Annotated in this window: 16 protein-coding genes; 8 read left to right on the top strand and 8 right to left on the bottom strand. The window is 67.0% G+C overall.

The features are described 5' to 3' along the window. Positions 1 to 20 precede the first annotated feature (20 nt). From IWX62_RS09685 to IWX62_RS09670, 4 genes are all read right to left on the bottom strand, one after another. On the bottom strand, positions 21 to 260 hold the full coding sequence (locus IWX62_RS09685; RefSeq protein ID WP_196841175.1) for a hypothetical protein: 240 nt from the start codon (positions 258 to 260) through the stop codon (positions 21 to 23). 81 nt (positions 261 to 341) lie between these two features. Continuing rightward, a complete protein-coding gene (nhaA, locus tag IWX62_RS09680) occupies positions 342 to 1,694 on the bottom strand; it encodes a Na+/H+ antiporter NhaA (protein ID WP_196841174.1) in 1,353 nt (450 codons plus the stop codon). Between the two features lie 18 nt (positions 1,695 to 1,712). Further along, the gene (locus tag IWX62_RS09675; protein ID WP_196841173.1) at positions 1,713 to 1,934 is read right to left on the bottom strand and encodes an SCO4848 family membrane protein; all 222 of its coding nucleotides are present in this window, start codon (positions 1,932 to 1,934) and stop codon (positions 1,713 to 1,715) included. A 10-nt stretch (positions 1,935 to 1,944) separates the two neighbouring features. Continuing rightward, positions 1,945 to 2,448, bottom strand: a complete 504-nt coding sequence (locus IWX62_RS09670; protein ID WP_196841172.1) for a DUF2505 domain-containing protein — start codon at positions 2,446 to 2,448, stop codon at positions 1,945 to 1,947. 239 nt (positions 2,449 to 2,687) lie between these two features. On the opposite strand from IWX62_RS09670, the gene mfd reads away from it, so the two are divergent. From mfd to IWX62_RS09650, 4 genes are all read left to right on the top strand, one after another. Continuing rightward, on the top strand, positions 2,688 to 6,314 hold the full coding sequence (mfd, locus tag IWX62_RS09665) for a transcription-repair coupling factor (protein ID WP_196841171.1): 3,627 nt from the start codon (positions 2,688 to 2,690) through the stop codon (positions 6,312 to 6,314). 258 nt (positions 6,315 to 6,572) lie between these two features. Then, on the top strand, positions 6,573 to 7,592 hold the full coding sequence (deoC, locus tag IWX62_RS09660) for a deoxyribose-phosphate aldolase (RefSeq protein WP_196841170.1): 1,020 nt from the start codon (positions 6,573 to 6,575) through the stop codon (positions 7,590 to 7,592). A gap of 11 nt (positions 7,593 to 7,603) precedes the next feature. After that, positions 7,604 to 9,100: an aldehyde dehydrogenase family protein gene (locus IWX62_RS09655; protein ID WP_196841169.1), complete on the top strand. Its 1,497-nt coding sequence runs from the start codon at positions 7,604 to 7,606 to the stop codon at positions 9,098 to 9,100. Next, entirely contained in the window at positions 9,097 to 9,975 is an 879-nt protein-coding gene (locus IWX62_RS09650) for an aldehyde dehydrogenase family protein (RefSeq protein ID WP_196841168.1), read from the top strand. Before IWX62_RS09655 ends, IWX62_RS09650 begins: the two co-directional genes overlap by 4 nt. A 121-nt stretch (positions 9,976 to 10,096) precedes the next feature. On the opposite strand, the gene IWX62_RS09645 is transcribed toward IWX62_RS09650, so the two are convergent. The 3 genes from IWX62_RS09645 to IWX62_RS09635 all read right to left on the bottom strand — a co-directional run bounded on the left by IWX62_RS09645 (position 10,097) and on the right by IWX62_RS09635 (position 13,033). After that, positions 10,097 to 10,378, bottom strand: a complete 282-nt coding sequence (locus tag IWX62_RS09645) for a hypothetical protein (RefSeq protein WP_196841167.1) — start codon at positions 10,376 to 10,378, stop codon at positions 10,097 to 10,099. Positions 10,379 to 10,452: 74 nt separating this feature from the next. Continuing rightward, positions 10,453 to 12,204, bottom strand: a complete 1,752-nt coding sequence (locus IWX62_RS09640) for a phospho-sugar mutase (RefSeq protein ID WP_196841166.1) — start codon at positions 12,202 to 12,204, stop codon at positions 10,453 to 10,455. Positions 12,205 to 12,229: 25 nt separating this feature from the next. After that, complete coding sequence (locus tag IWX62_RS09635; RefSeq protein ID WP_196841215.1) at positions 12,230 to 13,033, bottom strand: purine-nucleoside phosphorylase; 804 nt, start codon at positions 13,031 to 13,033, stop codon at positions 12,230 to 12,232. 128 nt (positions 13,034 to 13,161) lie between these two features. On the opposite strand from IWX62_RS09635, the gene IWX62_RS09630 reads away from it, so the two are divergent. The 4 genes from IWX62_RS09630 to IWX62_RS09615 all read left to right on the top strand — a co-directional run bounded on the left by IWX62_RS09630 (position 13,162) and on the right by IWX62_RS09615 (position 18,167). Beyond that, entirely contained in the window at positions 13,162 to 14,562 is a 1,401-nt protein-coding gene (locus IWX62_RS09630) for an NAD(P)H-quinone dehydrogenase (protein ID WP_196841165.1), read from the top strand. 179 nt (positions 14,563 to 14,741) lie between these two features. Continuing rightward, positions 14,742 to 16,154, top strand: a complete 1,413-nt coding sequence (locus IWX62_RS09625) for an MFS transporter (RefSeq protein WP_196841164.1) — start codon at positions 14,742 to 14,744, stop codon at positions 16,152 to 16,154. A gap of 154 nt (positions 16,155 to 16,308) precedes the next feature. Next, positions 16,309 to 17,574: a serine/threonine-protein kinase gene (locus IWX62_RS09620; protein WP_196841163.1), complete on the top strand. Its 1,266-nt coding sequence runs from the start codon at positions 16,309 to 16,311 to the stop codon at positions 17,572 to 17,574. After that, positions 17,571 to 18,167, top strand: coding sequence for a hypothetical protein (locus IWX62_RS09615; RefSeq protein ID WP_196841162.1), 597 nt, complete (start codon positions 17,571 to 17,573; stop codon positions 18,165 to 18,167). The genes IWX62_RS09620 and IWX62_RS09615 overlap by 4 nt, the downstream gene beginning before the upstream one ends. 91 nt (positions 18,168 to 18,258) lie before the next feature. Here IWX62_RS09615 and IWX62_RS09610 read toward each other — a convergent pair whose 3' ends face one another. Continuing rightward, on the bottom strand, positions 18,259 to 20,055 hold the full coding sequence (locus tag IWX62_RS09610) for an acetyl/propionyl/methylcrotonyl-CoA carboxylase subunit alpha (RefSeq protein ID WP_196841161.1): 1,797 nt from the start codon (positions 20,053 to 20,055) through the stop codon (positions 18,259 to 18,261). Positions 20,056 to 20,112 lie beyond the last annotated feature (57 nt).

Here is a 20,112-nt window from a genome sequence, read left to right as displayed (position 1 = left end):
CGGTCAGCTCCCGGGTATGGTCACGGTCCGGACCGGGAGCCGCGCGGGACCGTAGCGGGCGTGACCGGCTGGCTCACCGTGACGGGGCCGGTGGCACTGACGGCGAGGGTGGTCCGGGTCTCCGGCCCGGTCAACACCTGATAGGAGTAGACCTTCCTGACCGGGGTGAAATACCGGTCGCCGGAGTACGCCACGGTGTAGTACCGGGTTCCGTTTTTCCGGGGAATGATGTTGATGCGGAAGTCGCCCCCGTCCGACACATCCCTGATTTCGTGTGTCGCCCCCGCCTCGTGCGCCGTGAGTGTCAGCGTCCCGGTGGGGGTCCTGGTTTGGCCCTCCGGCTAGCGGTTCCGGTCCTCGAACAGGTCGGGGATACCGTCGTCGTCGGCGTCCACCTTCTCGGCCTCCAGGACCGCGCGGTAGTGCTTGTTGCGGCTACGCAGGATGACCGATGCGACCAACGCTGACACCAGGGACGCCCCGAGGATGGCCACCTTTGCGTGATCATTTTCTGGGGTGCCCTGCGCGAAGCTGAGGTCGTTGACCAGCAGGGAGACGGTGAAGCCGACGCCCGCCAGCAACCCCACCCCCAGAAGATCAATCCACCGCAGGTCCGGGTCAAGATTGGCGCGGGTGGTTTTGGTCAGGACGAAGGTGGTGAGCAGGATCCCGATGGGCTTGCCCAGGATCAGCGCGGCGAGAATGCCGAGGGTGACCGTGTCGCCGAGGGCAGACACCAGGCCGTCGACGCCGCCGATCGCCACCCCGGCGGAGAAGAACGCGAACACCGGAACCGCAAAGCCGGTGGAGAGGGGGCGGAACCGGTGCTCGAAGATTTCCGCCAGGCCCGGTTTGTTCGGCCGGGGCAGTTTGACGTTGCCGTCCCTGCCCTTGCGCAACACCGGGACCAGGAAGCCGAGCAGCACTCCGGCCACCGTCGCGTGGACACCCGAGGCGTGCATCAGGATCCAGACCGCGACGCCGATGGGCAGCAGGATCAGCCAGGCGGCCGGTAGATGGCGGCCGAAAAACTTGGGGTTCTTCTGAGCCAGGAACCCGAACAGGGCCAGAGGCAGCAGCATCCACAGCAGGTAGCTGAACTCGACGTCCTCGGAGTAAAAGAAGGCGATGATGCCGATGGCAATCAGGTCGTCGACCACGGCGAGGGTTAGCAGGAAGATCCTCAGCGCACTGGGCAAATGGGAGCTGATTACCGCGAGCACAGCAAGGGCGAACGCAATGTCGGTAGCCGTGGGGATGGCCCACCCCCTCAGCGAGTCCGGGGAGGACAGATTGATCGCCACGTAGAACAGTGCGGGGACAAGCACGCCGCCGGCAGCGGCCGTCACCGGGACGACCGCCCGGCTCAGTTTCCTGAGATCGCCGGCCACAAACTCGCGCTTCAGTTCCAGGCCCACCAGGAAGAAGAAGATCGCCAGCAGGCCGTCCGCGGCCCAGGCCCCGACACTCAGCCGAAGGTGCCACGGCTCGTAGCCGAACTCAAAGTCGCGGATAGCGAAGTAGCTGGCCGACGCCGGGGAGTTGGCCCAGACCAGCGCCGCCACTGCGGCAATGAGCAGCAGGATGCCCCCGACTGTCTCCTTGCGCAGAATCTCGTTGATTCTCAGGTACTCGGGGTAGCTTGACCGCCCAAGAACACTCTTCCGGGGGTTGCCTTCCTGGGGATGACTCACGTGCGACCTTCCGATGCTCTAGCCGATAAGGGTGCGGACGCCGATGACCAGAGTGGCAACACCCAGGATCATCGACGTGGTGATCAGCATGAAGTGCACCTTGAGGAACCGGGTAGGTGCACCCGATTCATCTTTGGAGCGCGGATCCTTGAAAACACGCCGCAGGAACGGTGGCCACACGATCAGGGTCCAGATGCCGGCCAGGATCAGGATCAGGGCCAGGGGGGTGGGAAGTGACACGGAACCCTCTCTAGGCCTGGTGGGTTTCGAGCCACTTGCGGGCCTCGGTGGCCTGAAGGTTCAGGGCCTTGCCGATCATGGGCTCAGCGGCGGAGGCGATCTTCGACCCCATGAACGGGATGGAGGAGCTGACCGTTCCGGTCAGTTCAACCCTGGTGTCCGTTCCGGCGGCGACGAGGCGTTGTTCGGCGTCGACGGTGACCGGCACGCCGGCAACAGTCATGGCTACTGTGGCCACGCGCGAACCATCGGGCAGGGGCGCGGCCCACCGCTCGGTCTGCGTGACGGTCAGGCTGTCGCCGACGAATTTGCGGACCATGTCAGGGAGGCGGCTGGTGGGAAGTGTCCTGACGGCGGTCAGGGTGAAGGGCCCCGTCGTGTCGCCGTCGACGGTGACGGACTTCAGGGTGCCGCCCACCCGCTCACTGACCTGCTTGAGGAAGGCCTCATCGGTGAAGACGCCAGTCACAGTGGCGGCGTCATGGGGAAGGGTGGTTGAAGCGTTCAGGGCCAAGGGTCCTCCATGGTGGAAAGCAGTGGTGGAAAGCGGTTTGCGTCCCACCCATCCTAGAGCAGGACGGTGCCCGGGGGAGGACGGTGACGCTGGATGCGGGGGTGGTGCAGGGTAGGCTGGGAGGGTACCCGGGATTCGACAGAATTTCGGGCTTTTGCGTTGAAGATTTCCCAGCCGTACACATTTGTTGAACTCGGGTCAGGCACGTCGCCGGCCCGGCGGATTCTGTAGGAGAACCATTGAGCCTGAACGGACTGCGTGCCGCCCTCAGCGAAGACTCCTCCTTCGCCCGGGTGCGCATCAACGCGTCGACCGCCGTGCCGGAACGCAACACTGACCTGCAGATCGGTGCCCCCGCCGGCCTGCGCGCGGCGCTCCTGGCTGAGATGGTTGACGGCCTGCCCACCGCGGGAAGCGCACAGTCGGGAGGCGGTGCGGGTGGCAGGGTTCCCGCAGTGCTGGCCGTCACCGCCACCGGCCGCGAGGCCGAGGATTTGGCAGCCGCCCTCCGAAGCTACCTGCCGGTGTCGGACATCGAGGAATTCCCGAGCTGGGAAACGCTACCCCATGAACGGTTGTCTCCCCGGTCGGACACCGTGGGTCGGCGGCTCTCGGTGCTACGGCGCCTGGCGCACCCCGGGGGCAAGCCGGTGCGGATCATCGTGGCGCCAATCCGTGCAGTGGTGCAGCCCCTCGTCGCCGGGCTCGGCGACCTGCTGCCTGTCACGCTCACGGTGGGTCAGGACGCTGCTTTTTCGGATGTGGTGCGAGCCCTGTCCGACGCCGCCTACGCGCGGGTCGACATGGTCACCCATCGCGGCGAGTTCGCCGTCCGGGGCGGGATCATCGATGTGTTCCCGCCCACCGAGGACCACCCCATCCGGGTCGAGTTCTTCGGTGACGAAGTGGAGGCGATGCGCTGGTTCGCGGTCGCCGACCAGCGCTCGCTGGTGCGTGAGGAGGACGGCAGTCCGGCAGCACTGTTCGCGCCACCCTGCCGTGAAATCCTCATCACCCCGTCGGTGATGTCCCGGGCCGCCCACTTGCAGCCGGTTCTGCCGGCGGCCGCGGCCATGCTGGAAAAGATCGCGGGCGGGATTGCCGTCGAAGGGATGGAGTCGCTGGCCCCGGTGCTGGTGGATGCCATGGTGCCGTTGGTGGGTGAGCTGCCCGCCGGGTCGATCGCCGTCGTCATCGAACCCGAGAAAGTGCGCACCCGCGCCCACGACCTCGCGGCCACCAACGAGGAGTTCCTGGAGGCGGCCTGGGCGACGGCGTCCGACGGCGGCGCCGCACCACTGGACCTGGGCGGGACGCTGGGCGCGAATTTGCAGACGGCGAGCTTCAGGTCGCTGACCGACACCCGGTCGTCGGCGCTGGCCAACGACGTCGCCTGGTGGTCCATCACCTCCTTCGCCTCGGACGATTCGCTGCAGGACCTGCTCCCCGAGATCGACACGTTCTCCGTGCACGCGCGAGAGCCGCGCGGCTATCAGGGCGATGTGGCGGAAATGATGGAGTTCCTGGGGAAGAGGGTCAGGGACCAGTGGCGGGTGGTCGTCGCCACGGAGGGTCCAGGGCCTGCGGCACGGCTGGCCGAACTGTTCCACGACAACGACATTCCGGCCGCCCGGGTGGACTCCCTCGACTCGCCGCCGCAACCGGGAATCATCGAGATCACTACTGCCTCTGCGGGCAGGGGTTTCGTGCTCGACTCTCTCAAGCTGGGGTTGCTGACCGAGGCTGACCTGCTGGGACGGACCACCGCCTCAGGCACCCGCGACATGCGCAAAATGCCGTCCAAACGGCGGAACGCCGTCGACCCGCTGCAACTGCGTGAAGGCGACTACGTGGTGCACGAACAGCACGGCGTCGCGCGGTTCGTGGAACTGCTGCAGCGTGCCACGGGCGCCGGCCCCACGAAAACCGTCCGCGAATACCTCCTGCTCGAATACGCGCCGTCCAAGCGGGGCGCCCCGGGCGACCGCCTGTTCGTGCCGACTGACCAACTGGACCAGGTCACCCGCTACGTGGGCGGCGACGCCCCGGCGCTGAGCAAGATGGGCGGCTCCGACTGGGCCAGCACCAAGTCCAAGGCACGCAAGGCGGTCAAGGAGATCGCCGGCGAACTGATCCGGCTGTACTCGGCGCGGATGGCATCGCGCGGCTTCGCGTTCTCCACCGACACCCCGTGGCAGCGCGAGCTGGAGGAAGCCTTCCCCTACATCGAGACCCCTGACCAGTTGACCACCATCAACGAGGTCAAAGCGGACATGGAACGCGAAGTGCCGATGGACCGCCTGGTCTCCGGCGACGTCGGCTACGGCAAGACCGAGATCGCGGTGCGCGCAGCGTTCAAGGCCGTGCAGGACGGCAAACAGGTGGCCGTCCTGGTCCCCACCACCCTGCTGGTGCAGCAACACAACGAAACCTTCTCCGAACGGTTCTCCGGTTTCCCGGTCCGGGTCAAACCCCTCTCCCGGTTCCAGAGTGCCAAGGAATCCCGGGAAACCACCGAGGGAATCGCCTCGGGTGCCGTCGACGTCGTCATCGGCACCCACCGGCTGCTCTCCAACCAGGTGCAGTTCAAGGATCTGGGCCTGGTGATCGTTGACGAGGAGCAGCGCTTCGGGGTGGAGCACAAGGAGGCGCTGAAGAAGATGCGCACCAATGTGGACGTCCTTGCCATGAGTGCGACGCCGATCCCGCGGACCCTGGAGATGTCGCTGACCGGCATCAGGGAAACGTCGACCCTTGCCACCCCGCCTGAGGAACGCCACCCGGTGCTCACCTATGTGGGTCCGTACACGGACAAGCAGACCTCGGCTGCGGTGCGGCGTGAGCTGATGCGTGAAGGGCAGGTGTTCTTCGTCCACAACCGGGTGTCATCGATCGACCGGACCGCCGCGCACCTGAAGGAACTGGTCCCCGAGGCCCGGATCGCCGTCGCGCACGGCCAGATGAGCGAATCCCGGCTGGAGCAGATCATCGTCGACTTCTGGGAGAAACGCTTCGACGTGCTCGTGTGCACCACGATCATCGAGACCGGCCTGGACATCTCCAACGCCAACACCCTGATCGTTGACCGGGCCGACAACTATGGCCTGTCCCAGCTGCACCAGCTGCGTGGCAGGGTGGGCCGTGGCCGGGAGCGGGCCTACGCCTACTTCCTCTACCCCTCGGAGAAGCCGCTCGGCGAGGTGGCCCTGGAACGCCTCAAGGCCGTCGCCTCGCACAACGAGCTGGGCGCGGGCATGCAGCTGGCCATGAAGGACCTCGAGATCCGCGGCGCCGGGAACATGCTCGGTGGCGAGCAGTCCGGCCACATTCAGGGGGTGGGCTTCGACCTGTACATCAGGCTGGTCGGGGAAGCGGTGGCTGACTTCCGCGGCGAGGCCGAGGAGAAGGCAGCCGAGATGAAGATCGAGCTGCCGGTCAACGCGCACCTGCCCCACGACTACGTACCGGGGGAGCGCCTCCGGCTGGAGGCCTACCGGAAACTGGCGTCTGCCCTGACCGTTGAGGCGATTGACGGGGTGGTCGAGGAACTCAACGACCGCTACGGGGAGCCGCCGGCACCGGTGATCAACCTGATCGCCGTCGCCCGGTTCAGGGTGGCGGCGCGGGCCGCCGGCCTGACCGACGTCGCGCTGCAGGGGAACTTCATCAAGTTCGCCCCGGCCACCTTGCCGGAGTCGAAGGAGATGCGGCTCAAGCGCATGTACCCGGGGTCATCCCTGAAACCGGCCCTGAACGCCGCCCTGATTCCGAAACCCAAATCCTCACCGGTGGGCGGGCGGGACCTCGCGGACGCCGACATTCTCGTCTGGGCGCAGAACGTGGTGGACGCCATCTTCACCGACTAGGCAGGGACCCGGCACCTCACGGGCGCTGGTACTCCCGTGTCGGCTCTCCAGGGGTCCGGAGCGCCGTCGTGAACCGCAGCGCACAGCTCATCGCCGCGGGCGGGGCGCGGTGGTAAAGTCGGACCCGACCCTACGGGTACGACCCCCTGTCCCACCGCCCCCGGAAACCAGCCGCCAGCAGCGCAGCCGTGGCCCGCGATCGGCGCCGTGGGAACCGTCCCGCACGGCACCGAATCGAAGTACGGAGAACACTCAACGATGGAAACTACTGCCACCGGGAGCACCGCCATTGCCCCCGCGTCCCGGGCATTGGAAGTGATCGGCGGGGACCTCACCGAGAAGGCCCTGACACGCTACCTGGAAGGCATCGCCGGCGTTGACGCCGTGGGCCTCGAAGCACGCGCGGCCTCACTCGGGACCCGGTCGATCAAGACCACCTCGAAGGCCTGGGCCCTGGACAAGATCATCACCCTGATGGACCTGACCACCCTTGAGGGATCCGACACGCCCGGCAAGGTCAGGTCGCTCGTCGCGAAGGCGTTGGTTCCCGACGCCGATGACCTCTCCACCCCCCGCGTCGCAGCGGTCTGCGTTTACGGCGACATGGTGCCCTACGCCGTCGCAGCTCTGGGCCGGGCCCACGACGTTGACGCGCCGGGCCGCATCAACGTGGCCGCGGTGGCCACCGCGTTCCCGTCCGGGCGGTCATCGCGGTCGGTGAAGCTTTCGGACACCGCCGACGCTGTCGCCGCGGGTGCCGACGAGATCGACATGGTCATTGACCGTGGCGCGTTCCTCTCCGGGCGCTACGGCCTGGTCTTCGACGAGATCGTTGCGGTGAAGGAAGCCTGCCGCCGACCCGACGGTTCCTACGCCCACCTGAAGGTGATCCTCGAAACCGGGGAGCTCAACACCTACGACAACATCCGGCGCGCCTCGTGGCTGTCCATCCTGGCCGGCGGCGACTTCATCAAGACCTCCACCGGCAAGGTGGCCCCCGCGGCCACCCTCCCGGTGACGTTGTCGATGCTCGAAGTGGTCCGGGACTGGCACCTGCTCACTGGGGAAAAGATCGGGGTGAAGCCGGCCGGTGGAATCCGGACCTCCAAGGACGCCATCAAATACCTGGTCACCGTCGCCGAGACCGTCGGTGAGGACTGGCTGACGCCGGACCTGTTCCGCTTCGGCGCCTCCAGCCTCCTCAATGACGTACTCCTGCAGCGTCAGAAGCTCACCAGCGGCAGCTACTCCGGCCCTGCCTACGTCACGATCGACTAAGGATTAGACCCATGACTTTCCTCGAGTACGCACCTGCACCGGAGTCCACCTCCATCCTGGACCTCAAAAGCGAGTACGGCCTGTTCATCAACGGTGAGTTCGTTCCCGGCAACGGGGAATCCTTCACCACCATTTCCCCTGCCACCGAGCAGACCATCACCACCATCTCCTGCGCCAACGAGGCCGACGTCGACACCGCCGTCGCCGCCGCCCGCCGCGCCTACGAGAAGACCTGGTCGAAGCTCTCCGGCGCCGACCGCGGCAAGTACCTGTTCCGTATCGCACGCCTGGTGCAGGAACGCTCCCGTGAACTGGCCGTCGCGGAAACACTCGACAACGGCAAGCCGATCAAGGAAAGCCGCGACGTTGACGTGCCCCTGGTCGCCGCGTGGTTCTTCTACTACGCCGGGTGGGCTGACAAGCTCGACCACGCCGGGCTGGGCCCCAACCCCCGTTCGGTCGGTGTCGCAGCCCAGGTGATTCCGTGGAACTTCCCGCTGCTGATGCTGGCGTGGAAGATTGCCCCCGCTCTGGCCGCCGGCAACACGGTGGTCCTCAAACCCGCCGAGACCACGTCCCTGACGGCCATGCTGTTCGCTGAAATCCTGCAGCAGGCCGACCTGCCAGCCGGTGTCGTCAACATCGTCACCGGTGCCGGCGCGACCGGTTCCGCCCTGGTGAACCACCCGGATGTGAACAAGGTGGCCTTCACCGGGTCCACCGCCGTCGGCCGGGCCATCGCCCGCTCAACGGCCGGCACGGGCAAGAAGCTCACCCTGGAACTGGGTGGCAAGGGGGCCAACATCGTGTTCGACGACGCCCCCATCGACCAGGCCATCGAGGGCATCGTCAACGGGATCTTCTTCAACCAGGGCCAGGTCTGCTGCGCCGGATCGCGTCTGCTGGTCCAGGAATCGATCCACGACGAAGTGGTGGCACGGCTCAAGGCCCGCATGTCGACCCTGCGGGTCGGCGACCCGCTCGACAAGAACACCGACGTCGGAGCCATCAACTCGGCCGCACAGCTGGGCCGGATGCGCGAGCTCTCCGACGTGGGTGAGCAGGAGGGCGCCCACCGGTGGAGCCCGGCCAGCAACCTGCCGCAGCAGGGCTTCTGGTTCCCGCCCACCATCTTCACCAACGTGTCGACCAGCCACCGCATCGCCCGGGACGAGATTTTCGGGCCGGTGCTGTCCATCCTGACGTTCCGCACCCCGGCCGAGGCGATCGCCAAGGCCAACAACACCCCGTACGGTCTTTCGGCCGGGATCTGGTCGGACAAGGGCAGCCGTGTGCTGGCCGTCGCCGACAAGCTGCGCGCCGGGGTGATCTGGGCCAACACGTTCAACAAGTTTGACCCCGCCTCGCCGTTCGGCGGCTACAAGGAATCCGGGTACGGCAGGGAAGGTGGCCGCCACGGTTTGGGCGCGTATCTGGCCCCTGCCTCAGCCCGCACGTCAGTGGTTTCGGCCATCATGAACAAGACCCCTCTGGGAGGCTCCAAATGAGTGCTGCACGACTAGGGGTGCCGAAGACCTACAAGCTCTACATCGGCGGAAAGTTTGTCCGCAGCGAGTCCGGACGGGTATACGAGGTAGCAACCACGAAGGGTGGCCCCATGCTGAACACGGTCAACGCCGCCAAGGGCTCACGCAAGGACGCTCGCGACGCCGTCACCGCTGCCCGCGCCGCAGTCAGCGGCTGGGCCGGGACCTCCGGGTACAACCGCGGCCAGGTGCTGTACCGGATCGCCGAGGTCCTGGACGGGCGCCGGTCCCAGTTCGCCGACGAAATCGCCGCCTCTGAGGGGGTCTCGGCTACCGCCGCGGCAGCCCAGGTGGACGAGGCCATCGACCTGTGGGTCTGGTACGCCGGCTGGGCCGACAAGTACGTCCAGGTGGCGGGGAACGCCAACCCGGTCTCCGGCCCGTACTTCAACCTGTCCACCCCCGAACCCACCGGCGTCGTCGCAGTCATCGCACCCCAGGGACCCGGCTCGCTGCTCGGCTTTGTCCGCGCCGTGGCACCGGTTCTGGTCAGCGGCAACACCGTGGTGGTGCTCGGCAACGAGCGGGCACCGCTGGCGGCCCTGAGCCTCGGGGAAGTCCTCGCCACCTCGGACGTCCCCGCGGGTGTGGTGAATATTCTCAGCGGGTCTCCCGCCGAGATTGCACCCTGGCTGGCGTCCCACGCCGACGTGAACGCGCTGGACCTGCTCGGCGCCGAGAACCTTGAGTGGGTTGATCTGCAGATCGCCGCAGCCGAGACCCTGAAACGGGTTCTCCCACCGGAATCCGGGCCCGACGCCGGGGCCCCCTCGATCGACCGGATCACGTTCTTCACCGAAACGAAGACCGTCTGGCACACCAAGGGCCTGCTCTAGCGCCCCCGCACAGCCGCCCACCCGCAAAAAAGTGGCGGACCCGCAGGAGAGTGGTTACTCAACCACTCTCCTGCGGGTCCGCCACTTTTTTCGTGGGCCGACGCCGGGTGTTGGGTGCTGCCTAGGCCTTGCGGTCGCCCTCGGCGAGAGCGGGACCGGTGTCGGAGCGGCCCAGGATCGACTGCGGGATCCAGAACGCCAGGAAGAAGAGAACCAGGCACGCGGCGAACGCCCACACGTTGTTCTGGTCGAAGAAGGTCAACGAGAAAATCGATCCGAGGAACAGCGCCATCATCACGGCGAACGTGACGAGGTTGCTGGCCAGATGGCCCTCACCGGAGTGGGTGGGCTGTTTGCGCTGAGCTGACCGCTCCGCGGGTGCCGAAGTCGCTGGGTGTGACATGGAGTCTCCTCGAAGATTTTTCAAAACGTTACTGACTCAACCATAACTGGATTCGCCGCCAATTGGCGCAGCGGTCAGAGCCCGAGCGACTCTTCAACGTCGCGCAGGACGGCGTCCAGCCGGGCGCGGGCGGTGAGCTTCGCGTCGTCGAGCTCGGCGGCCAACTCCACCGGCTCCACCACCTCCAGGTAGCATTTCAGCTTCGGCTCGGTCCCGCTGGGGCGGATAATCACCCGGGTGTCGTCCCGGGTCAGGTAGAGCAGGCCATCCGTCGGCGGCAACCCGGCGTGACCCAGGGACAGGTCCTGGACGACGTCGACGGCCGAGTCAGCGAACGACTGCGGCGGGTTCTCGCGCAGCCGGTTCATCATCGCACCGAGCAGTCCGAGGGTGCCGACCCTGACCGAGAGCTGGTCCCCGGCGTGCAGCCCGTGCACCAGCGACAGATCGTCGAGCAGATCAAAGAGGGTGCGTCCCTCAGCCTTGGTCGCTGCGGCAAGCTCGGCCATCAGCAGGCCGGCCGAGATGCCGTCCTTGTCCCTGACCAGATCCGGCGCCACGCAGTAGCCGAGGGCCTCCTCATAGCCGTAGGCCAACGACGGCACCCGGGAAATCCATTTGAACCCGGTGAGAGTTTCGGCATGGGCGATGCCGGCAGTGGCGGCGACGCGGGCCAGCAGCCGGGAGGAAACAATTGAATTGGCGAAGACTGTACCTTCACTGTGGGATCCCGCCCCGGGGGATGTGGCACCGTGGGCACGCCGCGCTGCGAGGTGCTGACCCAGCAGGGCCCCCGTCTCGTCGCCGCGGAGCATCCGCCACTCGCCGGTCGCCGGGTCCTTGGCTGCCACGGCAACCCGGTCGGCGTCGGGGTCGTTGGCGAGGACCAGATCGGCGTCCTGGGCGACGGCCGCGGCCAGCGCCAGGTCGAGCGCTCCCGGTTCTTCCGGGTTGGGGAAATCGACGGTGGGGAAGTCGGGGTCCGGTTCGGCCTGCTCGGCGACCACATGCACGGTCCCGAAGCCCGCGGCGGCCAGGACCTCCTGGGCTGTCCTGCCGCCCACCCCGTGCAGGGGCGTCAGGACGATCGAGAGGTCACGCGCCGGGAACCCATCACGGTCGGCCAGGGCGATCACCGAAGTCACATAATCCTTGGCAATGCTCTCAGGGAGCACGTTCCAGCCCTCGGGGGCGAGGACGATGCTGTTGAGGGGCCCGACAGCCGCGATGCGGGCGGCGATCTCGGTGTCCTGCGGAGCGACGATCTGGGCGCCGCGACCGGCGTCGTCAACGGCCCGGCCACCGAGGTACACCTTGTATCCGTTGTCCTGCGGGGGGTTGTGGCTGGCGGTGACCATGACGCCCACCTCGCACTCCAGGGCACGGACCGCGTAGGCGAGCACCGGGGTGGGGAGCTCGCTGGGCATCAGGAAAGTCTGGATGCCAGCCGCGGTGAAAACCGCAGCGGTCTCCTCAGCGAAGATGCGTGAGTTGTGGCGGGCATCGAAGCCGACGATGGCGCGGGGCACGTAGGCGCCGTTGGCGACGCCCAGCACATGGGCTGCAACACCGGCGGCGGCGCGACGCACCACCACCCGGTTCATCCTGTGGGGGCCGGCGCCCAGGGCAGCCCGCAACCCGGCGGTGCCGAACAGCAGGGGTCCGCTGAAGCGGTCCTCCAACTCCTGGGTCGCGGCGGCGCGGTTGTCGTCGTCGGCAACCCGCTCCAGCAGCGCCCCCAGTTCCGCGGCTGTCTGCGGATCCGGGTCCTCGGCCGCCCAGGCCCGGGCCGTCGCAAGGAGTGATTCGTGGTCGGCGTGCGTCATGACGTAACTTACCTTTGGTCTGGTGCTAGAGCCGGCTGATGATGTCAGCCAGTAAACGTGAGATGCGGGGGCCGGCGGCCGCACCGGATTCGATGACCTCGGCGTGGCTCAGCGGTGTTGCGCTGATGCCGGCGGCCAGGTTGGTGACGAGGGACATACCGAAGACCTCCATGCCGGCGTGCCGCGCGGCGATCGCCTCAAGGGCGGTCGACATGCCGACCAGGTCGGCGCCGATCGTCCTGGCGAAGCGAACCTCGGCGGGCGTTTCGTAGTGCGGACCAGTGAACTGGGCGTAGACACCCTCCTCGAGGGAAGGATCCACCTCGCGGGCGAGATCCCGGATCCGGGGGGAGTACAGGTCGGTGAGGTCGACGAACGTTGCGCCCTCGAGCGGCGAGGTGGCGGTGAGGTTCAGGTGGTCGCTGATCAGCACGGGTGTGCCCGGGGTCCACTGTTCCTGTAGTCCGCCGCAGCCGTTGGTCAGGACCATCACCTTGGCCCCCGCAGCGGCGGCGGTCCGCACACCGTGGACAACTGCCCTGACACCCTTGCCCTCGTAGTAGTGGGTGCGGGAGCCGACCACAAGGGCCCGCTTGCCCGACGTCGTCAGCACCGAGCGCACCGTCCCCACATGGCCCTCGACCGCCGGGGCTGAAAAGCCCGGAATGTCCGAGGCCTGCAGGGTGTGGGTGGTCTCACCGATGAGCTCGGCGGCCTCGCCCCAACCGGAGCCCAACACCAGAGCAATGTCGTGGCTTTCGACGCCGGTGTGGGCGGCAATATGGTCGGCAGCGGCGCGTGCCAGGTCGAAGGGGTCTGTCGGCGTCATTGACGTGGGGTTCTCGATCACTGATCAAACTTACCCTCAGTTCCCGGCCCGCGGCCACCGGGACAAGGGGCAGGGAGGGTAGCCCGACCGTTTGAGCGGGCGGCGGGGATAGGACAGAATGGACAGTTGTGACCAGCCAACTTGATTTCAGTGCCCTTCGAATCGCTATCCTGGGCGGCGGGCCCGGCGGCTATGAGGCGGCAATGGTCGCCGCGTCCCTCGGGGCCAGCGTCACCATTGTTGAACGGCAGGGGCTCGGCGGAGCGGCGGTCCTGACCGATGTTGTACCGTCCAAGACGCTGATCGCGACAGCCGACATCATGGCCCGGGTCGCGTCGGCGCACGAACTGGGGGTCCGCTTCGAGAACACCGAGGCCGCCTACGCCGATCTCGGGCAGGTCAACGCGCGGCTCCTCAAGCTCGCCGGTGAGCAGTCGGCGGACATTACCCGCGCGCTGGAACGGGTGGGAGTGAAAATCTTCATCGGTGAAGGGAAGCTGCTCGACAACCACCGTCTTGAGGTCACCGCAGACGGGGACACCACGATCATCGAGGCCGACGCCATCCTGCTTTCCGTCGGCGCGCATCCCAGGGAACTTCCCACCGCCCAGCCCGACGGCGAACGCATCTTCAACTGGACCCAGCTCTACAGCCTCACCGAGGTCCCCACGAACCTGATCGTGGTCGGCTCGGGAGTCACCGGCGCCGAGTTCGCCTCCGCGTATGACGGTCTGGGCTCCAAGGTCACCCTGATCTCCAGCCGCGACCGGGTGCTTCCCGGCGAGGATGCTGACGCCGCCGAGGTGCTCGAAAACGTGTTCAGGAACCGCGGAATGACAGTGCTCTCCGAATGCCGGGCCCAGGGCGTGGAGCGGGTGGGCGACGGCGTCGTCGTCACCCTGTCCGACGGCCGGACCGTGGAGGGCAGCCACTGCCTCATTGCCGTCGGATCAATCCCCAACACGGCCGGGATCGGGCTTGAGGAAGCGGGCGTCCAGCTCACCGAGTCGGGCCACATCAAGGTGGACGGCGTGTCCCGCACCTCCGCGCCGAACGTCTACGCTGCCGGGGACTGCACCGGGGTGCTGGCACTCGCATCGGTCGCTGCCATGCAGGGCCGGATCGCCATGGCGCACCTGATGGGCGACAGCGTCACCCCGCTGAAACTGAAGCAGGTTGCCTCCAACATCTTCACCGCCCCCGAAATTGCCACGGTGGGTGTCTCCGAGGCCGACGTCGAATCCGGCAGGTACCAGGGCGACGTCGTCAAGCTCTCCCTCCACACCAATGCCCGGGCGAAAATGATGAACGTCACCGACGGGTTTGTGAAGATCATTTCCCGCAAGGGATCGGGCACCGTGATCGGCGGCGTGGTGGTCGGCCCCCGTGCCTCGGAGCTCATTTTTCCGCTGGCACTGGCCGTGACCAAGAAACTGCATGTCGACGACGTGGCGAACACCTTCACCGTTTACCCGTCGCTGACCGGCTCCATCTCCGAGGCAGCGCGACGGCTCCACGTCCGCCTGTAGGCAAAGTTTCGGACCACTCAGGTCCCGCGGCGAACGGGGTGGGGTACCCTGTGTCTGAGATACGCCGTCCATATACTGGACAAATTTATCCACCTGTTGGACCTAACTGGTCTGATTGATGCATTCAACCACCTGATCGCGGTGCCCGCAGGCCGCCGTAGTGAGAGAAAGCCGCAGACATGTCAACAACCCCGTCCGCCGTGGATGCCGGTGCAGCAACGCCGAAGAATCCCAAGGGTCGCGTCATCTTCGCGAGCCTGATCGGCACCACCATCGAGTTCTATGACTTCTACATCTATGCCACGGCATCGGTGCTGGTCTTCCCGGCCCTGTTCTTCCCGGATGCCACTCCAGCCAACGCCATCCTGAGCTCCTTTGCCGTCTTCGGCGTCGCCTTCGTGGCGCGGCCGCTCGGGTCGATCATCTTCGGGCACTATGGTGACCGGATTGGGCGAAAGGGGACGCTCGTGGCGTCCCTGCTCACCATGGGCATTGCCACCTTCCTCATCGGGGTGCTGCCGACCGCCCAGGTGGATGGCTGGATCATTCTCGCTCCCGCGCTGCTGGTCCTGCTGCGGTTCTTCCAGGGCCTGGCCCTGGGTGGTGAATGGAGCGGCGCTGCGCTGCTGGCCACCGAGAACGCCCCGAAAAACAAGCGCGCCGTCTACGGCACGTTCCCGCAACTGGGCGCACCGATCGGCTTCATCCTCGCCAACCTGCTCTTCGTCTACCTCAACGCCACCCTCAGCGAAGAGGAGTTCCTGGCCTGGGGCTGGCGGGTACCGTTCCTGCTCAGTGCTGTCCTGGTGATCGTTGGACTCTACGTGCGGCTCAAACTCATTGAGAGCCATTCCTTCCAGCAGGTCAAGGACAAGGGCAAGGTAGTCAAGCTGCCCCTGGCCAGCGTGTTCAAGCACCAGTGGCGTGCCCTGCTGCTCGGCACGTTCATCATGTTCGCCACCTATGTGCTGTTCTACCTGATGACCGCCTTCACCCTGACCTTCGGGACCACCCCCGCCTCGGTCGAGGACGCCCGGGCAGCCGCCGAGGCTGCCGGCCGCGGCTTCGACGACGCCGCCGCCGAGGCTTTCGTTCCCGGGCTCGGGATTGCGCGTGGGGATTTCCTCGTCATGCTCATTGTCGGTGTGGTGTTCTTCGGCATCTTCACCCTGGTATCGGGTCCGCTGGCCGAGAAGTTCGGCCGCCGGAAAATGCTGATGGCCACCACCATCGGCATCGCCCTGTTCGGGTTCACCTGGGTTCCCCTGTTCGGTGCGGGGACCACCGGCGCGATGGCTCTGCTCATCATCGGGTTCATCCTGATGGGGCTCACCTTCGGCCCGATGGCGGCCATCCTGCCCGAGCTGTTCCCGGCCAACGTCAGATACACCGGTTCGGCTGTCGCCTACAACATGTCCAGCGTGATCGGCGCCGCACCGGCGTCGTTCGTCGCTATCGCCCTATGGCAACTGGCTGACGGCAGCACTCTGCTGGTTGGCCTGTATCTCAGCCTGGCAGCTGTTGCGACGTTCATTGCTCTCTGGTTGAGCCGCGAAACCCGCGACCACGACTACGACAACAACGTCGCCTGACCAGGCTGCATAACCCCGGCTGACTGACCCGGCTGACAGACGACGACGGCGCGGCACCCACTGGTGCTGCGCCGTCGTCGTCTGTGCACCTGTTGACCCGTACCCGCGGGCGCCCACGTAGAATCGGTCGGTGAACCAAACCAGCGGAGGCGGCATGAGTACCCAATCACTGGCGGACGGGCGCTACCTGCTCGGTGGCGTGGTGGGCGTCGGAGGAATGGCCGAGGTGTACCGGGCCCGGGACACCCGCCTCGGGAGGGACGTCGCGGTGAAGCTGTTCCGTCCGGGAGCGGCCGACGGCGTCTCCCGCGGATCCGACGAAGCACGGCTCCTGGCGGGGCTGCATCATCCCGGGCTGGTGAGGGTACTGGACATGGACGCGTCGGAATCGTCGTCGGGATCCACCTATCTGGTGATGGAACTGATTGAGGGGCCCGATCTTGGTGCTGTCCTGTCCGGAGGCCCGCTGGCTCCCGAATCGGTGCGGCTGGCCGGCTGGGATGTGGCACGGACCCTCGCCTATATCCATCAGCGGGGAATCCTGCATCGGGACATCAAGCCGTCCAACATTCTGACGCGGAGCACCGAACCGGAGAGCGGGGTCTTCGGTTATCTGCTCACCGACTTCGGGATTGCACGGTTCTACGATGCGGCGCGGCAGACCGCCACCGGGCAGACGGTCGGCACGGCAGCCTACCTCAGCCCCGAACAGGCCCGCGGGGGTGCGATCGGCACCCCCACCGATATCTACTCACTCGGGCTGGTGCTGCTGGAATCGCTGACCGGTGCGCGGGCCTACCCCGGGACGAGCCTGGAAGCGGCAGTCGCACGGCTGCACCGTGCCCCGTCCATCCCCACGGCATGCGGGCCGGACTGGCAGTCCCTGCTCGCGCGGATGACCGCCGACAACCCGGACGACCGGCCCACCGCCGGGGCCGTAGCAGCCGAGTTTGCCCAGTGGCAGCACCCCGAACCCCGCACCGAAGTGCTCGGCAGCGTTGGGTCAGCCGGCAGGCCTTTTCAGTTGTCCCTGCCTGATGAGCCGCCCCATCAGCCAGCGCGGACCGCCGTGTCCCCGGTCATCCCGGTGATGGCGACTGCCGTGATGGCGGCATCCCAGCCGCTGGCCCCCGAGCCGGCGACGGTCGCCCAGGGAACCGTTAACCAGCCGGCCGCTGTTGCGCGGCCAGCTGGTTCACGTCGCCCGTCCCCGGCCGTGTCAAGTGTTCCCCCGGGACGCCGGAGGCCCCGCGGCCGCTGGCTGGTCGGTGTGCTTGCCGCCGTCGCAGCGCTGGTCATCGGCGTAGCGGTGATGGCAGGCCTGAACCCGGGGGGAACGGAACCGGTCGAAGAACTGCCAGCGGTGCCGGGCATCACGGGCGAACTACTCCAGGAACTCTATGAAGAGGTGCAACCATGAGGCGTCGGGCACACTACTGGGCGGCTGCGTCCCTCTCCACTGCGCTCCTGCTGGCCGGGTGCGGCACTCCGGATCTTGAATCAGGTGCCGCAGCCGGGTTCCAGGCCTCGGTCCGGGACATCGCCACAGCTGCCGCGGCGGGAGATCAGGCAGGCGCCACCCAGCTGGCCACCGACCTCCGCCAGACGGTCACCGTGGCCCAGGGGCAGGGGACTGTCACTGCTGACCGTGCGGTGCAGATCCAGTCGACCATCGATGAACTGCTGGTTGCGATCGCGGCCGAGGTCGGACAGCCTGATCCCGCGGCCCCCGCGGCCCCCGCGGCCCCCGTGGAACCGGTCCCGGAGCCCGCCACCAACACGCCGGAAAACTCGCCGGCACCCGAGCCCACCGAAGCACCCAGCCCTACCGCTATTCCCGACCCCGCGGCCCCTCCTGAGGACTCCGATGACGGGGACGACGATGAAGCCGGGGAGCAGACCGAGAAAGAGCAGCGCGACGCCGAGCGCGAGCAGGAAAAACAACAGCAGGAACAGGAAAAGCTTGATAAAGAGGCCGAACGCGAGCAGGACAAGCGCGACGACGGCGGCTAGCGTGCTTACCTGCCCGGTCACCCGGGGACCCTGGTGGGCCTGGAAGTCCCTGCCCATCGGGGCGTGACGCTGGTGGGCAGCCGTGCTGCGGCTAGTCGGAAATAGCGGCGATGACCGAGCCAGCAGCCACCGTATCGCCCGGTGAGGCACTGAGCCCCGACAGGGTCCCCGACTTGTGCGCGGTGAGGGGTTGTTCCATCTTCATTGCTTCCAGCACAACAATCAGGTCACCCTCGGCGACGAGGTCACCGTCGGACACTGCCACCTTTACGATGGTGCCCTGCATGGGCGAGGTGAGGTCGTCGCCGTCCGCGGCCGCCGCTGAACCGCCGCGGGCGCGCAGCGCCTTCTTCGGCTTCCCTGCCGACGCCTGACGGCCGCTGCCGCCGAGTCCTGCGGGAAGCACCACCTCGAGCCGTTTACCGGCTACCTCAACGGTGATGCGTTGGCGGGCGCCGTCGTCGTCGGACGCCGAATCCTGCGGGTCCCCGGGCGCCCACGGCTCGATGGTGTTGACGAACTCGGTTTCGATCCAGCGGGTGTGGACCGTGAAGGGACCGTCCGCCGGGGCGAACGCGGGATCGGCGACGACGGCGGCGTGGAACGGCAACACCGTGGGCATGCCGGTGACCCGCATTTCCGTCAGGGCACGGCGTGCCCGCTGCAGTGCCTGGCCCCGGGTGGCGCCGGTGACGATGAGCTTTGCCAGCATGGAGTCGAAGTTTCCGCCGATCACCTCGCCGGCTTCGATGCCTGAGTCGACCCTGATGCCGGGGCCGGTGGGGAGGGTAAGGGTCTGGACCGTGCCGGGGGCGGGCATGAAGTTGCGCCCGGCGTCCTCGCCGTTGATACGGAATTCGAAGGAGTGGCCACGCACCTCGGGGTCTCCGTAGCCCAGGGCCTCGCCCCGGGCGAGGCGGAACTGTTCCCGGACCAGGTCGATGCCCGTCACTTCCTCCGAGACAGGGTGCTCCACCTGAAGCCGGGTATTGACCTCGAGGAAGGAGATGGTGCCGTCCTGGCCGACGAGGAACTCGCACGTTCCGGCGCCCTGGTAGCCGGCCTCGCGCAGGATGGCCTTGGATGCCTCGTAGAGCCGGCGGTTCTGGTCCTCGCTGAGAAACGGGGCAGGGGCTTCCTCGACCAGCTTCTGGTTGCGGCGCTGCAGCGAGCAGTCGCGGGTGGAGACGACGACCACGTTCCCGTGGGCGTCGGCCAGGCACTGGGTTTCGACGTGGCGGGGTGCGTCGAGGAATCGTTCCACGAAGCACTCACCCCGCCCGAACGCCGCAGTTGCTTCGCGGACTGCCGATTCGTAGGCTTCGGGAATATCGGCTGCGTCCCGGACCACCTTAATGCCGCGTCCGCCGCCGCCGAAGGCTGCCTTGATGGCGAGGGGGAGCCCAAACTCGTCGGCGAAATCCTGGACTTCGCGGACTGAACCAACCGGATCCTTGGTGCCGGGCACCAGCGGCGCGCCGACTTTCTCGGCGATGTGGCGGGCTTTGACCTTGTCCCCGAGTTGGGAGATGGCGTCGGGGGAGGGCCCGATCCAGGTGATCCCGGCGTCGATCACCCGGCGCGCGAACTCGGCGTTCTCGGACAGGAAACCGTAGCCGGGATGAATGGCATCGGCGCCGCTGCGCTGCGCCGCCTCAAGGATGCGGTCCATCACCAGGTAGGACTCGGCGGCAGTGTTGCCGCCCAGGCCGTAGGCCTCATCGGCGAGCCGGACGTGCAGGGCCTCCCGGTCCGGGTCGGCGTACACGGCGACCGAGGCCAGTCCCTCGTCGCGGGCTGCCCGGATGATGCGCACGGCAATTTCGCCGCGGTTGGCGATCAGGACCTTGGAAACGGGGTTTACTGCAGCGGAAATGGACTCGCTCATGGTGTGGTCTGGCTCCTTCGTATCTGTTTGGAGCCTAGCGCCATATTGTTGTCTCTG

This window comes from Arthrobacter sp. CAN_A1, assembly GCF_015751665.1.
In the GTDB taxonomy this organism is placed as follows: domain Bacteria; phylum Actinomycetota; class Actinomycetes; order Actinomycetales; family Micrococcaceae; genus Arthrobacter_D.
Note: the sequence above shows the minus strand (reverse complement) of the source record. Positions and strands in the feature narration are given on the sequence as shown.